The following is a 14,526-nucleotide window of genomic DNA, read 5'->3' as shown; positions in this document are numbered from 1 at the left end:
ACTGAATTTGTAAGTATCGGCTCTGTAGCCCACTATTTATCAAGTGTCAAGTATGAAATAAAAGGTATAAAAAACATATTGTGGTATATACCAATTGGTGATATTCTCATAATAAGAAAGCGGTTGCATCTAAGAGTAATAGACTCCAGAAGGGCGATGCACATCATTCAAAAATGTGAAGGGGTGTTTCATAATGAAAAACATAGTATTAGTTTGTGTAGCAGGAATGAGTACAAGTTTACTTGTAACAAAAATGCAAAAAGCAGCTCAGGAACGAAATGTTGAAGCAGACATTTATGCCATTGCTGAAAATGAAGTGGATAAGGTTTTAACATCGAAAAAAGTAGATGTGCTTCTACTTGGACCACAAGTTCGCTATTTAAAAGGATCCTTTGAATCAAAATATGAGCATCTTAAAATGCCGATTGATTCAATTAATATGGCAGATTACGGCATGATGAATGGCGAAAACGTATTAAAGCAAGCATTAAAGCTAATCGGGTAAGGGAGAAAGCTAAATGGAAAATCAAGAGATGATGGAGTCTGTTATGGGGTTAATTGTTCATAGTGGAAATGCGAAAAGTGAATGCATGGAAGCGATTGGATTAGCGAAAATAGGAAATATAGAAGACGCTAAAGGAAAAATGCAGCTTGCCAATGAGGCGTTAGGAGAGGCGCATCGTTCCCAAACAGCCTTATTAACACAAGAGGCTAGAGGGGAAAAAGTTGAGGTATCGATGCTGCTAATCCATGCACAAGATCACTTAATGAATTCGATTACGTTCCGGGATCTAGCACAGGAAATGATCCATTTATATGAGCGTATCACAGGGGAATAACATCTAATTTTAGATGATCAATAATTTAATCACAAAGGGGAGTGTAAGTGATGTTCAAATTTTTAGAAGAGAAATTTGTTCCGGTAGCCTCGAGAATAGGGAGTCAGCGGCATTTAGTCGCAATCCGAGATGGCTTTATCGCGATAATGCCGTTGACGATTGTAGGTTCTCTTGCAGTACTAATTAACAATTTACCGATTGACTTTTACCAAAATGCTCTTAACTCAATTTGGGCGGATGGTAGCTGGAAGCAATGGGGTGGCAATGTTTGGGGTGCAACATTTGCGATTCTTTCCCTATTATTAGCTTTTACAATCTCTTATAATCTAGCTAAAAGTTATGATAAAGATGGACTTTCAGCTGCAGTAATTGGTCTATCTGCTTATATGACATTTGGTACGTTTGGTGAAGGTGGCTTAACGGGCCTAACAACAGGTACAGGCGGAATCTTTGTTGCTATTATAGTTTCTTTACTTTCTACCGAGTTATTTTGCCGATTATCTGGAAATAGTAAGCTATTAATTAAAATGCCAGAAGGAGTTCCACCAGCAGTTGCAAAGTCATTTGCAGCGTTACTACCAGCGATTATTACGATAGGTTTATTCGGCTTAGTTCGTACAATTATTTCACTTGGATTTGATGTTCCTGATATTATCGGTTCATTCTATGCAACAATTCAAGAGCCATTTATGGGCTTAACAAATTCATGGACAGCGGCACTGATTTTAGCCTTTATCCCTGCATTCCTATGGACGTTAGGTGTACACGGTGCTAACATTATTGATCCATTTATGCAAACAATCAACGCGGATGCGATCGCAAAGAATGTTGCAGCACTTGAGGCTGGTAATGCTGCTCCATATATTGTTAACAAGCCGTTCTTTGATGCATTTGTGAATATGGGTGGATCGGGTACAACAATTGCCCTGATTATTGCTATATTTATCATTGCAAGGAAAAATAAGCAATATAGTACCGTTGGGAAATTATCCGCAGCACCAGGACTATTTAACATTAATGAACCGTTACTATTCGGTTTACCAATCGTATTAAATCCAATCTTATTGATCCCGTTTATTTTAACGCCAATGGTCAATGTATCGATTGCTTACTTTGCGACGAAGTGGGGAATGGTACCAGCAGCAACGGTTGTCGCCCCTTGGACAACACCACCGATTATTAACGGATTCTTAGTTACGCAATCGTGGAAAGGTGCCGTACTAAGTCTCGTGCTCATTGTAGTAGCCGTTCTTATTTACCTTCCATTCATCGCAATGGCAAATCGGGTAACGAAACCAAATCCGACAGAACAAGCAGCAGATGGAGAATAAGCTCAGAGTTTTAAAAAAGATGTAGGAGCATAAGGATATTGCTCGGAAATATGGGAAAAACTTTTGTGAAAATACACATATTAGTCAATTTAACTAATGGTTTTTCTAATAAGAACCAAGAATAGTTAAGTGGAGCGGAAGGCGACGAGTGTAGCTGACGGCAGCGCCTTTCGCTACAGAGCAATGCTTTTCTGCACCGAAAGTAAAGCGGCTCAGTGCTTGACCGCGGAACGCGTCCGCCTGTAGCGTAACGAAAAGGATAATCGATTTTCCCTCTGTAATATTCGTATATGCTTATAGAAATAATAATTATGAAAATGACTCATCTAGAGTAAACATAATAAAATTCGGTTGTCAGTGGAGGTATTAGATGAGAAGGTTAGGGATTTCACTCTATCCTCAGCATAGTACATTAGATGAAATGAAGCGATATATTCGGCTAGCACATAAAAATGGCTTTGATCGAATATTTACTTGCCTTATGTCACTAAATAATGAAGAGGAAAGAATAAAATTACAAACGATCAATCAATATGCAAAAGAATACGGATTTGATATTTCAGCTGATATTGCGCCTTCCGTGTTTCAGGAGCTTGGTTTAACTTACCGGGATATTGGATTTTTGAAGGAGCAGTATTATCTTTCAGCGCTTCGTTTAGACTTAGGCTTTTCGGGTCAGGAAGAGGCCTTCATGTCATTGGATGCTAGTAATTTAAAAATAGAATTAAATATTAGCAATGGCACAAAGTATGTTGAAAACATCTTATCCTATCAAGCAAATAAGGCTAATATTATAGGCTGCCATAATTTTTACCCAAGAAAGTATACAGGACTTTCTCGTCAGCATTTTTTAACAACTTCTAAAATTTTCAAAGACAATCACATTCGCACTGCAGCGATGATTTCATCTCAGCATGGAACATTTGGTCCTTGGGAGGAGACGCTACAAGGGCTACCAACCCTAGAGGAGCATCGTCATTTACCAATAACGGTGCAGGCGAAGGATTTATGGAATACAGGGTTAATAGATGATCTCATCATAGGAAATATGTATGCTTCTGAAGAAGAGCTTGTTGCATTAGGGAAGCTCAACCGTCATAAGCTAGAGCTAAAGGTTGTACCGCTGGAAGAAACGACTAGCCTAGAAGAAACAATCTTATTTAATGAGCCACATTTTAATCGTGGCGATGTATCCGAATATGTTGTTCGTAGCACACAATCACGTGTGAAATTCAAAGACCGGGAATTTCAGCCACATGATACATTCGCTTTGATGCCTGGTGATGTAACAATCGATAATAACTTAGATATTAGATATAAAGGCGAGCTACAATTAGTGTTAAAGGAGATGCCAAACACTGGCTCTACTAATATTGTAGCGAAAGTCGTAGAAGAGGAAAGATTTTTAATACAAACGATTCAACCATGGCAGTCATTCTGTTTTACAAAATGAAAAGAGAGAGGACTTGGGCAAATGTAGGTGCTCAGTCCTCTTCCTTCATTTATAGATCGGAGGAGAAGGTATGTATGTTCTAGCAATCGATGGTGGTGGCACAAAAACATCAGGCGTAATTTGTGATGAATTTGGCACGATATATGCAAAAATGATAACAAAAAGAACGAATCCAACGGCCATGGATATTACGCTTTTTAAGGAAACACTTCACGGGCTGCTGCAAGCACTGCAGGGACAAAATCCTGAAATTTTTTCATCGATAGAGATTTGTTTTGCAGGTATGGCAGGTGTGAAGGAAACCAACACTGAAGGAATAGTAGAAGAGATTTTTCGTGAATACATTCCGAAAAAGACAAGTATTGTTATAGAAAATGATGCAATAATCGCCCTATATACCGGAACATTAGGGTATCCAGGCATTGTTCAAATTGCTGGTACAGGATCAATTACAATGGGCTATGATCCTACATATTCTTATTATCGTGTAGGCGGATGGGGTTATTTGTTTGATGATGAGGGGAGTGGCTATGATTTTGGTGTACAAGCACTAAAGGCTGTTTTTCAAAGCTATGATAAACGCGAGAAAGCAACAAAATTAACGGATGCAATCTTAGCCCATTTTGCTGTAGTGAGTGTGCCAGAGCTAATTCAATGTGTTTATAGTAAAGAGCATCCTAGAACTGTTATCGCTCCGTTAAGCCGATATGTCATGGTGGCTGCAGGGGATGGAGACGACGTAGCTAATAGGATACTGGAAGAAGGCTGTCATAAACTATTCCATGCAATCACAACCTGTTATCACCAGCTCACTTGGTCAGAGCCTAGTGCTGTGCCTGTTGTATTAACGGGTGGGGTAATATCGAATGCTTCATATTTTATTCCGAAATTTGAAAGATTAGCTCAACAGGAACAACTCCCTCTGCAATTCATCGCACCTAGTCTTCAGCCAATTGGTGGCGCAGCTGTAGGGGCTTTAGCGAGAATGGGGAAGCTGATTCACAATAATTTTACTGAAAATTTTTCAAAAAACTATGGGGGATGAATCGATGGCAATAAAAGTAGAAGTAATAGAAGATTTATCGACGCTCTATAGAAGAGCGACTAGAATTATAGCCGAACAGCTAGCGGACGGAGCAAAGACATTTGGATTAGCGACTGGAGGCACAATGCTACCGCTGTATGAAAATTTACGAAGCAGTAACTGTGATTTTTCCCAATGTACGAGCTTTAATTTAGATGAATATGTAGGGCTGGAGAAAGAACATCCAGAAAGCTATCTTTCGTTTATGAATAATAGATTGTTTCATGCAAAGCCTTTTAAGCAATCCTATTTACCAGATGGAGAAGCTGAGGATGTACAAGCAGAGGCGAAACGATATGAGGCGTTGTTACAAAAAAACACGCTAGATTTTCAATTACTAGGTGTTGGTGAAAATGGTCATATTGGCTTTAACGAGCCAGGCACTCCGTTTTCAAGTGAAACCCATGTTGTGATGTTAACGGAATCCACAAGAAGGGCAAATGCTAGATTTTTTAATTCTATACATGAGGTTCCAAAGCTTGCCATTACAATGGGTATCTCGACTATTATGCGTGCCCAATGTATTTTACTAATTGCTGTAGGGGAGAAAAAAAGGGCGGCATTAGAAGCGCTTATAAGTGGTGAGATTTCAGAGCAAATCCCCGTGACGTGCTTGCAAAAACATCCGAATGTGAAGGTTCTGACGGATATACAATTGAAAGGGGTTTAACTCTATGCATCTTTCCCTTATTGAATGCAAATATTAGTATGTGGAGGCTCTTCCGAATCTAATTATAAATTAAAATAGTTTCTATTGACGGTAGTGCAACATTACGATATAATCTTTTAGTACACACTAACAGCGAGTTAGTAGGTGTACTGACGTGTGTTCGGAGGGAGGGAAAGAGAGATGTCAAAAACTGTCGTTCGCAAAAACGAATCGCTTGAAGATGCTCTTCGCCGCTTCAAACGTACTGTATCAAAAAGTGGTACAATTCAAGAAGTTAGAAAGCGCGAGTTCTACGAAAAACCTAGCGTAAAACGTAAAAAGAAATCAGAAGCTGCACGTAAACGTAAGTGGTAATTTTTTTTCCTATAAAATCCCTACGTTCAAAACACGCAATTTTATGATTCACTGAGCAGACAAAAATGATTAACCCACAATTTGTGAAAGCAGATTGTGGGTTATTTTGTGTTGTTTTAGAATTCTATGGTAGGCTATAAAAGAAAATAGAAATTTAATAAAAAATGAAACTTTAAGCGGTTTCATTCGTAGAGTAAGAAAAGGAAGATAGAAAGGAGGGGAAGAATGTGAAGAGAACGCGGGTTTTTAGTGGGCTTCTCCTAATGATATTATCCTTTGTACTAATGATACCGAGTATATCTGCCGTAGCGAACGATAAAGTATATCATGTGCCGATTAAAGACAACATAGAAAAGGGTTTGCTGGCTTTTATGGAGCGTGCTTTCGAAGAAGCGAAGGATCAAAATGCAAAAGCGATTGTTTTAGACATACATACGCCTGGTGGATTTACTGATGCAGCGGAGGATATTGGGATGCTGCTAGATAATGCTCCCGAATCGATGAAGGTTATTGCCTTTATTAATTCCAAGGCACATTCAGCCGGTGCGTTTATCGCCTTGCATGCAGATGAGATTTATATGACAAAGAGTGCTACAATAGGTTCAGCGGGTATTATCGATAACGCAGGAAATGCAGCTGATGAAAAGGCACAAAGCGCTTGGTGGGCACAAATGGAAGCAGCAGCAAAATCCTCGGATAAAGATAGAGATCCTCAATATGCAATTGCGATGGCAGATAAGTCGAAAAATTTTCCGGAGTACCGTGCACCTGCTGGAGAATTTTTAACCTTAACCGCAGATGAAGCGCTAGAGGTTGGATATTCGGAAGGTACGGTAGCTAATTTAGAAGAGGCTCTAGTAAAGGCTGGTATTCATAATGCAGAAATAATTAACATTGAACCAACCTTTGCGGAACAAGTTGCTCGTATTATAACGAATCCAATTATTGTGCCAATCCTGTTATCTATTGCTAGTCTAGGATTAGTGTTAGAATTATACTCGCCAGGCTTTGGTTTACCTGGCACAATGGGATTAACTTCACTTGGCTTATTCTTCTATGGGCATACGATTGCTGGCTTTGCAGGCTATGAAACCATCGTTCTGTTTATCGTAGGTCTAGCCCTAGTCGTCGCGGAATTTTTTGTGCCTGGAGGTATTGTCGGTCTGATCGGAGGTGCGCTCATTATCATCAGTTTATTATTTGCAGGTGCCGATGTTGTGCATATGGCGTATTCGATTTTAATTGCAATGTTTATTGCAGTAATAGGAATGGTGATTATTATGAAATTCTTCGGTAAAAGGCTGCATTTCTTTAGTAAGCTCGTGCTAAAGGATGCAACATCAACAGATGAAGGCTATGTTTCCAATGTGAATCGTATGGAGTTAATTGGAAAAACGGGTGTAGCGATGACTGCTCTTCGTCCAGCAGGTGTTGTGATGATTGAAAATGAGCGAATCGATGCGGTTTCAGAAGGAAGCTTTATTGATGTTGCTTCCAAGGTGAAAATTATTAAAGTAGAAGGCTCACGTATTGTCGTGAGAGAAATTAAAGAGTAAATGGAGGAATAAAACTATGGTGTTTGATGCAGCAGCAATTAGCTTGATTATTACAATTGTAGTAATCTTCATTGTATTAGCCGTATTCTTTACATTCGTACCAGTTGCACTATGGATTAGTGCTCTTGCAGCGGGTGTTCGTGTTAGTATTTTCACATTAATCGGGATGCGCTTACGTCGCGTAATTCCGTCACGTATCGTAAACCCTTTAATCAAGGCGCATAAAGCAGGGTTAGATGTGACAATTAATCAGTTAGAGTCTCACTATTTAGCAGGTGGTAATGTTGACCGCGTAATTAACGCATTAATCGCAGCGCATCGTGCCAATATTGAATTAACGTTTGAGCGCTGTGCAGCAATCGATTTAGCTGGTCGTGACGTACTAGAAGCAGTACAAATGTCAGTTAATCCAAAAGTAATTGAAACACCATTTATCTCTGGTGTAGCAATCAATGGTATCGAGGTAAAAGCAAAAGCACGTATTACTGTTCGAGCAAATATTGATCGCTTAGTTGGTGGTGCAGGTGAGGAAACAATCATCGCACGTGTAGGTGAAGGGATTGTATCTACTATCGGTTCTGTTGATACGCATGCAAAAGTATTAGAAAATCCAGATATGATTTCACAAACAGTGCTAGCTAAAGGTTTAGATAGTGGTACAGCCTTTGAAATCCTATCGATTGATATTGCGGATGTTGATGTTGGTAAAAATATCGGTGCCGAGCTGCAAATCGAGCAAGCAGAGGCGGATAAAAACATTGCCCAAGCAAAGGCGGAAGAGCGTCGTGCTATGGCGGTAGCAAAAGAGCAGGAAATGATTGCAAAAGTACAAGAGATGAAGGCGAAGGTAGTTGAAGCAGAGGCTGAAGTACCGATGGCAATGTCAGAAGCCCTACGCTCTGGTAACTTCGGTATTATGGACTATATGAATTATAAAAATATCCAAGCAGATACTTCAATGCGTGATTCAATAGCAAAAGTATCGCAAGATAAGCCAGATTCAAAAGATAAATAAGACCGTGAAATTTGTGAATAAAGAAGGGAGTGTGAACTGAATGGAAGGAATTATTATGATGATCGTTATCTTTATTATTAGTTCTCTGCTTAATAAAGATAAGAAAAAAGAACAAAAGCCAATGCCTCCATTTGGTCAACAGGAAATTCCCGATGCTAATGAACCGGCTCCGAAATCGGTTCGCCCGACTAGGAAATCATTAGAAGACTTTGCGAATGAAGTTTTTGATCAATTAAATGAGAAAACTCCATCGCCCAAAGAGGTAGTTCAAAAATCTGTTCAACCCACTGTGCCTGTTTTTGAAAAAGCAGAACAAGCTGTTGAAAAAGAATTACTAAAACGTGTTCAGGAGCGCAAGTCTAATCGTCCAGAGCTAGCTGCTGGTCGCCCGCTTCTGAAAAAGCTTGAGGAGAAACGAAATGCTTCGTTTGCTGTCCCGAATTCAAGGGAGCAGCTCGTCCAGGCGATTATAACATCAGAGATCTTAGGTCCTCCAAAAGCGAAACAGCATAAATAATACATGCCCCCTTTTACACATGCATACACTGTGAAAAGGGGGTTTTTTCATGAGACAATTATTGTCGCCTACGCCATTTCTTGAATGGATAGCCTACAATAAAATTCGTTGGAGTGGAAAGTATGAAGTACTACACATTACAGATGAAGCCTTCAATTGTAAGCTGGGCAACTGGGAGCTACAAGTCGAAGGGGAAGAGATTATCGTGGAATACTTAGCTGAACAAAGCTTTATTATTAGTATGAAAAGGATTCAAAGACTAACTATAAAGGATGCGTCGGATGACTGATAATCGTAAAATTCGTGTAAGTGTTGGACCTCATGCAAAGCAGGGCGCTTTTATTCATTATTTACATAAGCATAACGTCAATATGACAGATTTACGTATGCAAGACGGCAACATGACGTTTTCTGTCGCCCGACAGCATTTAAAGCATCTCAAGGCGGGTAGACGAAAATACCGGTTAAAAATTACGTTACGATCATTAAATGACGAAGCAATTTTACAGCCATACTTCGTAACATATATCGGGTTGTTACTCTTTATTTTACTTCCTGTCTTAGGCTCGCAATTTGTTTGGAAATTTCATATAAAGGGTGCAACGCCAGAGCTAAATTATGCAGCAGAAAATTATTTAAAAGATGAGCTAGAAATAAAAACGCCGTTATTAAAGCGTGATTTGCAATCAGATTATACAATTCGTCAAAAATTAATGGCACAATTTCCAGAGCTATCTTGGGTGCATTTTTTGAAAAACGGCAGTGATATCGGGTTGAAACTACAATTAGCACCTATTAATGAAACGAAGGTTGAGCAAACACCCTCTCATTTGATAGCACGCAATAGTGGAATAGTTACCCATTATTTACTTACGAGCGGTGTGCGAAAAGTTGACGTGAATACGACCGTCTATAAGGGAGATACTTTAGTATCGGGAATTATTGAGAATGGGGATAATTCAGTTGTCGTCGGGGCAGTCGGCGAGGTGTTTGCTGATTACTGGCTCGAAACGTCCTTTATTATAAAGAGAAATGTAACATATTATTCAACAACAGAAAGTGCATGGAAACTTTCCTTTAATAAAAAGAATGAGGATTCTTTACAGGAATTGGCACTACCGAAATGGTTAGAAGATTATATTCAAATATCAAAAATACAAAAATATGCTAAGAAGTCTAAAGTATTATCCGAGGAGGATGTAGAGTCCTATATTATGCCGCTATTACACACAAAAATCTTACAAAGCCTCCCGCCAAAAACAACAATCAAAAAAGAAAACCTTTTGCACGTTACTTTTGATAATGATACAGTAAAAGGGCAAGTCCTATTTTTGGTAAATGAAAATATCGCAACACCACAACCTATTTATCAAGGAGAATGATCATGTCGGAAAAAATGTCAGAACTTATTGTGGACAATCCTAATGAAGCAGTAATGCTACTAGGAATGTCTGATGCTAACCTTAAATTAATTGAAGAAACATTCGATGTACACATTATTACACGCGGTGGAGTGATCCAAATTGCCGGTGAGGATGAACAGCATAAGCAATGTGCCGCGGATGTGTTACAGGCCCTCCTGCAAGTAATCCGTAAAGGAATTAATATAGATCAACGCGATGTTGCAACAGCTATTGAAATGGTTGGTAAAGGAACGATCGAATATTTTTCAGAGCTATACGATGAAGAAATTGCTCGTAATACAAAGGGGAAGCCAATTCGTGCAAAAACAATTGGACAGCGCGAATACATAAAGGCCATTCGCCATAGAGATTTAGTTTTTGGAATCGGTCCAGCTGGTACAGGGAAAACATACTTAGCTGTTGTAATGGCAACACAAGCATTAAAAAATGGTCATGTTAAACGCATTATTTTAACGCGACCAGCAGTTGAAGCAGGAGAATCATTAGGGTTTTTACCAGGTGATTTAAAGGAAAAGGTAGACCCTTACCTACGACCACTATATGACGCCTTACATGATATTTATGGAGCAGAGCAAACGCAGCGCCTGATCGAGCGAGGCACGATTGAAATTGCACCATTAGCATATATGCGTGGTCGTACATTAGATGATGCATTTGTTATTTTAGATGAGGCACAAAATACGACACACCAGCAAATGAAGATGTTTTTAACGCGTTTAGGCTTTGGCTCTAAGATGGTCATTACAGGAGATAAAACACAAATTGACCTTCCAAAAAACACGGAGTCAGGGCTTATTATTGCAGAGCGTACATTAAAATATGTAAAGGATATACACTTCCAAATTCTTGAACAGGGCGATGTTGTTCGTCATCCGTTAGTGGCGAAAGTAATACAAGCGTATACGGAACAGGAGCTATAAAATTTAAATTGAAAGCATTAAGGGGCAACCTTAATGCTTTTTTTACATTTTTTAACTTGAGGCAATGAGACTGGAATAGTAAAATGGAAGAAACATACAAAGTGTCATGATAGAAAGTCATTAGTTATTTGTAACAATTTTTATCCATAATCGTCAAATCATATAGAAGGCGGTTCAATGAATAGTAATGATCAACTCTTTATACTAATGTAGTTTCCGTACGAGTATGAAATGTTTAGTAATCACTCCTGCTAACAATTTTATACGTACACCTACTAAAAATACTAAAGAGAAGGTCAAATGATTCCCAATTAATAAAATACTAATGGATTTTACTTTTTCCATGAAATTATACTAATCTATTGGTAAAATAAAGTTATGCATAAGTGGAGGTGCTACATGAGGAAACAAATAAAGCGATTCATAGATGTCATTGGATTTCGTTCATTTTTAATGATTGTCCTCCTAATCACAGCATCCGTTCAGTTCTTATTAATGCTTGATAATGTGAAGGGCGTTACATATGATATATCAATGGGCAGTTTAGCACCAGAAACGATTCGTGCGGCAAAAACTGTGGAGGACACGGAGAAAACAGAGAGGGAACGAGAGGCGGCAGGTGAGGCTATCCAGCCAATCTATGATTACAATACGGAAATTGCACAACAGCGGACCTCTTTTGTTTCCTTAATATTTGATTTGGCCATCGAGGCACAAGAAGAAATTCAAAAAGATGAAAAGTTAACAAAATCTGATGAGCTACAAATTATACAAAAGAAGCTAAAGGATGTCTATGAGAGTCAAGATAACTTTAAGCTAACAGATGGACAGCTTCTACAATTAATCAATACACCTTCAGAAGATTTATTATTGACACGAGATTTTGTAGCTCAATCAGTTAAGGTTATGTTGCAGGAGCCAATCCGCAAAGCTGAGGTAGAAGAACAACAGAAAAGCATTGAAAATATCATTAAAATGAATGAAAAAGTACCCCAATCCCTAGAAGAAACAGCCACTGTTATTGGACGCACTGCAATTGTGGAAAATGAGAAGGTCAATGTAGAAAAGACTGAATTAGCGAAAAAACAAGCAATTGAGGCAGTCGAGCCTACAAAAATATTACAAGGGCAGATTATTGTGCAAGAAGGGGAAATGGTAGAACAAGAAATCTATCGTCAGCTTCAGCTACTAGGTTTAATAGATAACCAATCGTCTTTAAAACCAGTTGTTGGGTTGATCATCCTTATCTTTTTACAAATGTCCTTTATTTTTATGTTATTTGATCGTTCTAAGTCAAAGCTCTCTATAAAGCGTAATGGGCTGCTTGTGACAGTTATTATTTATATCGCATCTCTTTTCATTATGAAGCTAACAAGTATTGTAGCTCAAGATTTTGATGTGATGGTTGCGTTTATTTATCCTACAGCTATGGCAACAATGCTAGTAAGGCTACTAGCAAATGACCGTGCCGCGATTGTCGTTACTTTGCTTTGTTCAGCATCGGCAGGACTTATGTTCCAAGAAAGCTATGCGGCTATTCTCCAAATGGATATTGCTCTCTATATTTTATTTGGTGGCTTTGCTTCCCTATTTTTCATGCGAAGTGTAGAAAAGCGAGCTCATTTACTACAAGCAAGTGGTGTTATTACAGTTATTAATTTAATGTTTATTACCTTTTATTTACTAATGACGCAGTCTGGCTATGGATTAGCAGAAATCTCATTTTATGTTGGAGCGGCAGTCATTTCTGGTATTTTATCAGGAGCTTTAACGATGGGTCTCCTGCCATTTTTTGAGTCGATGTTCGGAATCCTTTCGACAATGCGTTTAATTGAACTGTCAAATCCGAATCATCCGTTACTAAAGAAAATTCTAACGGAAGCGCCAGGCACATATCATCATAGTGTAATGGTAGCAAACTTAGCAGAGGCAGCATGTGAGGCAATTGGGGCAGACGGACTGCTTGCACGTGTGGGCTGTTATTATCATGATGTTGGAAAGACGCGAAGACCCGCATTCTTTATTGAGAATCAAATGTCTGGAATCAATCCACATGATTCACTTCCACCAGAATCAAGTGCTGAGATTATTATTGCACATACGACTGATGGTGCAGAGATGCTACGCAAGCATAAAATGCCACAGGAAATTATTGATATTGCGCTTCAGCATCATGGTACAAGTCTGCTGAAATTCTTCCTGCATAAAGCGAGAGAAGAGGGCAAGGAGCTTGATGAAGCGCAGTTCCGTTATCCAGGACCAAAGCCGCAAACAAAGGAGGCAGCAATTATTAGTATTGCTGATAGTGTTGAGGCGGCTGTTCGTTCCATGAAGGCACCGAATGCAGAAAAAATTCAAAAGCTCATTCAATCTATAATTCAAGACCGTGTGAAGGATGATCAGTTCGATGAATGTGATGTGTCGCTAAAGGAATTGAAAAAAATAGAGGATGTATTATGTAAAACATTAAATGGTATTTTTCATTCGCGAATAGAGTATCCAGATGAAAAGGCATAGGAGGAAAAAATGCATTTAAATATTGATTTTTTGGATGAGACAAACGAAGTGAAGGAAGAGCATATTACACTCGTTAATCAACTTCTGCAACATGCAGCAAAGATAGAAAATATTGAAGAGGGCTCAGAAGTTTCCATTACGTTTGTAACAAATGACGCGATTCACGAAATTAATCGTGAATATCGTGATAAGGACCAGCCAACAGATGTGATTTCCTTTGCACTAGAAGAACTTGGTGAAGGGGAAGTACAAATAATTGGCGAAGGAATTCCACGAATTTTAGGAGATATTATTATTTCAACAGATCGAACAAAGGAGCAAGCCGAGGAATATGGGCATTCTTTTGAGCGCGAGCTAGGATTTTTAGCCGTGCATGGCTTCTTACACTTACTAGGATACGACCACATGACAGAAGAAGATGAAAAAGAAATGTTCGGTAAACAGGATGAAATATTAGCAACATTCGGCTTAAAAAGGGACAATGGACATTCGTAAATTTATTAAATCATTTAGCTATGCTCTAACCGGCATATGGACAGCATCGAAAGAACAAAATATGCGTTTTCATTTAGTGAGTATGGTTGTTGTGATTGTGGCAGGCTTGCTAACAGGCTTATCTATAACAGAATGGCTGATACTTACACTTCTAATGGCACTTGTTATTGGTACAGAAATGGTCAATACAGCTATTGAACGAGTAGTCGACCTCGCTTCACCAGAAATCCACCCGCTTGCTAAAGACGCAAAAGATGTTGCAGCGGGCGCGGTACTTGTTTTTGCTGTTTGTAGTGTTATAATCGGATTACTCATTTTTTTACCAAAATGGCTTTAGATTAAGGAGAGAGG

Annotated in this window: 16 protein-coding genes; all 16 read left to right on the top strand. The window is 38.9% G+C overall.

The annotated features are described in order from the left end of the window. The first annotated feature begins 193 nt into the window (after window positions 1–193). The 16 genes from V4T18_RS04485 to V4T18_RS04410 all read left to right on the top strand — a co-directional run bounded on the left by V4T18_RS04485 (window position 194) and on the right by V4T18_RS04410 (window position 14,512). Window positions 194–505: a PTS sugar transporter subunit IIB gene (locus V4T18_RS04485; protein WP_332646955.1), complete on the top strand. Its 312-nt coding sequence runs from the start codon at window positions 194–196 to the stop codon at window positions 503–505. 13 nt (window positions 506–518) lie between these two features. Continuing rightward, window positions 519–839, top strand: coding sequence for a PTS lactose/cellobiose transporter subunit IIA (locus V4T18_RS04480; protein WP_332646954.1), 321 nt, complete (start codon window positions 519–521; stop codon window positions 837–839). Between the two features lie 50 nt (window positions 840–889). Further along, window positions 890–2,170 (top strand): PTS sugar transporter subunit IIC, encoded by a 1,281-nt coding sequence (locus V4T18_RS04475; protein ID WP_332646952.1) that lies wholly within the window; start codon window positions 890–892, stop codon window positions 2,168–2,170. Window positions 2,171–2,540: 370 nt separating this feature from the next. Then, complete coding sequence (locus tag V4T18_RS04470; RefSeq protein WP_332646950.1) at window positions 2,541–3,623, top strand: DUF871 domain-containing protein; 1,083 nt, start codon at window positions 2,541–2,543, stop codon at window positions 3,621–3,623. A 70-nt stretch (window positions 3,624–3,693) separates the two neighbouring features. Then, window positions 3,694–4,668 carry an N-acetylglucosamine kinase gene (locus V4T18_RS04465; protein ID WP_332646949.1) on the top strand — a complete coding sequence of 325 codons (975 nt, stop codon included), beginning with the start codon at window positions 3,694–3,696 and terminating at the stop codon, window positions 4,666–4,668. 4 nt (window positions 4,669–4,672) lie between these two features. Further along, window positions 4,673–5,377: a glucosamine-6-phosphate deaminase gene (locus V4T18_RS04460; protein ID WP_332646947.1), complete on the top strand. Its 705-nt coding sequence runs from the start codon at window positions 4,673–4,675 to the stop codon at window positions 5,375–5,377. 180 nt (window positions 5,378–5,557) lie between these two features. Then, window positions 5,558–5,731: a 30S ribosomal protein S21 gene (gene rpsU, locus V4T18_RS04455; RefSeq protein WP_004227078.1), complete on the top strand. Its 174-nt coding sequence runs from the start codon at window positions 5,558–5,560 to the stop codon at window positions 5,729–5,731. A gap of 227 nt (window positions 5,732–5,958) precedes the next feature. After that, window positions 5,959–7,287, top strand: a complete 1,329-nt coding sequence (locus V4T18_RS04450) for an NfeD family protein (protein ID WP_332646944.1) — start codon at window positions 5,959–5,961, stop codon at window positions 7,285–7,287. Window positions 7,288–7,303: 16 nt separating this feature from the next. Beyond that, window positions 7,304–8,302 carry a flotillin-like protein FloA gene (floA, locus tag V4T18_RS04445; RefSeq protein WP_332646942.1) on the top strand — a complete coding sequence of 333 codons (999 nt, stop codon included), beginning with the start codon at window positions 7,304–7,306 and terminating at the stop codon, window positions 8,300–8,302. A 40-nt stretch (window positions 8,303–8,342) separates the two neighbouring features. Then, a complete protein-coding gene (locus V4T18_RS04440; protein ID WP_332646940.1) occupies window positions 8,343–8,819 on the top strand; it encodes a hypothetical protein in 477 nt (158 codons plus the stop codon). Window positions 8,820–8,868: 49 nt separating this feature from the next. Continuing rightward, the gene (locus V4T18_RS04435; protein WP_332646938.1) at window positions 8,869–9,108 is read left to right on the top strand and encodes a hypothetical protein; all 240 of its coding nucleotides are present in this window, start codon (window positions 8,869–8,871) and stop codon (window positions 9,106–9,108) included. Next, window positions 9,101–10,201: a sporulation protein YqfD gene (locus tag V4T18_RS04430; RefSeq protein ID WP_332646936.1), complete on the top strand. Its 1,101-nt coding sequence runs from the start codon at window positions 9,101–9,103 to the stop codon at window positions 10,199–10,201. Before V4T18_RS04435 ends, V4T18_RS04430 begins: the two co-directional genes overlap by 8 nt. A 2-nt stretch (window positions 10,202–10,203) precedes the next feature. Continuing rightward, entirely contained in the window at window positions 10,204–11,163 is a 960-nt protein-coding gene (locus V4T18_RS04425; protein WP_332646934.1) for a PhoH family protein, read from the top strand. Between the two features lie 399 nt (window positions 11,164–11,562). Beyond that, window positions 11,563–13,680 carry an HD family phosphohydrolase gene (locus V4T18_RS04420; RefSeq protein WP_332646933.1) on the top strand — a complete coding sequence of 706 codons (2,118 nt, stop codon included), beginning with the start codon at window positions 11,563–11,565 and terminating at the stop codon, window positions 13,678–13,680. A gap of 9 nt (window positions 13,681–13,689) precedes the next feature. Further along, window positions 13,690–14,175 carry an rRNA maturation RNase YbeY gene (ybeY, locus tag V4T18_RS04415; RefSeq protein ID WP_332646931.1) on the top strand — a complete coding sequence of 162 codons (486 nt, stop codon included), beginning with the start codon at window positions 13,690–13,692 and terminating at the stop codon, window positions 14,173–14,175. After that, on the top strand, window positions 14,162–14,512 hold the full coding sequence (locus V4T18_RS04410) for a diacylglycerol kinase family protein (RefSeq protein ID WP_332646929.1): 351 nt from the start codon (window positions 14,162–14,164) through the stop codon (window positions 14,510–14,512). Before ybeY ends, V4T18_RS04410 begins: the two co-directional genes overlap by 14 nt. The last annotated feature ends 14 nt before the right edge of the window (window positions 14,513–14,526 follow it).

This window comes from Lysinibacillus sp. 54212 (genome assembly GCF_036662795.1).
In the GTDB taxonomy this organism is placed as follows: domain Bacteria; phylum Bacillota; class Bacilli; order Bacillales_A; family Planococcaceae; genus Lysinibacillus_B.
Note: the sequence above shows the minus strand (reverse complement) of the source record. Positions and strands in the feature narration are given on the sequence as shown.

Excerpts from the sequence above, each read along its gene's own strand:
- rpsU (WP_004227078.1), top strand. The coding sequence starts at position 5,558 with ATGTCAAAAACTGTCGTTCGCAAAAACGAATCGCTTGAAGATGCTCTT.
- V4T18_RS04475 (WP_332646952.1), top strand. The coding sequence starts at position 890 with ATGTTCAAATTTTTAGAAGAGAAATTTGTTCCGGTAGCCTCGAGAATA.
- V4T18_RS04440 (WP_332646940.1), top strand. The coding sequence starts at position 8,343 with ATGGAAGGAATTATTATGATGATCGTTATCTTTATTATTAGTTCTCTG.
- V4T18_RS04410 (WP_332646929.1), top strand. The coding sequence starts at position 14,162 with ATGGACATTCGTAAATTTATTAAATCATTTAGCTATGCTCTAACCGGC.
- V4T18_RS04430 (WP_332646936.1), top strand. The coding sequence starts at position 9,101 with ATGACTGATAATCGTAAAATTCGTGTAAGTGTTGGACCTCATGCAAAG.
- V4T18_RS04485 (WP_332646955.1), top strand. The coding sequence starts at position 194 with ATGAAAAACATAGTATTAGTTTGTGTAGCAGGAATGAGTACAAGTTTA.
- V4T18_RS04420 (WP_332646933.1), top strand. The coding sequence starts at position 11,563 with ATGAGGAAACAAATAAAGCGATTCATAGATGTCATTGGATTTCGTTCA.
- floA (WP_332646942.1), top strand. The coding sequence starts at position 7,304 with ATGGTGTTTGATGCAGCAGCAATTAGCTTGATTATTACAATTGTAGTA.
- V4T18_RS04480 (WP_332646954.1), top strand. The coding sequence starts at position 519 with ATGGAAAATCAAGAGATGATGGAGTCTGTTATGGGGTTAATTGTTCAT.
- V4T18_RS04435 (WP_332646938.1), top strand. The coding sequence starts at position 8,869 with ATGAGACAATTATTGTCGCCTACGCCATTTCTTGAATGGATAGCCTAC.
- V4T18_RS04470 (WP_332646950.1), top strand. The coding sequence starts at position 2,541 with ATGAGAAGGTTAGGGATTTCACTCTATCCTCAGCATAGTACATTAGAT.
- ybeY (WP_332646931.1), top strand. The coding sequence starts at position 13,690 with ATGCATTTAAATATTGATTTTTTGGATGAGACAAACGAAGTGAAGGAA.
- V4T18_RS04465 (WP_332646949.1), top strand. The coding sequence starts at position 3,694 with ATGTATGTTCTAGCAATCGATGGTGGTGGCACAAAAACATCAGGCGTA.
- V4T18_RS04460 (WP_332646947.1), top strand. The coding sequence starts at position 4,673 with ATGGCAATAAAAGTAGAAGTAATAGAAGATTTATCGACGCTCTATAGA.
- V4T18_RS04425 (WP_332646934.1), top strand. The coding sequence starts at position 10,204 with ATGTCGGAAAAAATGTCAGAACTTATTGTGGACAATCCTAATGAAGCA.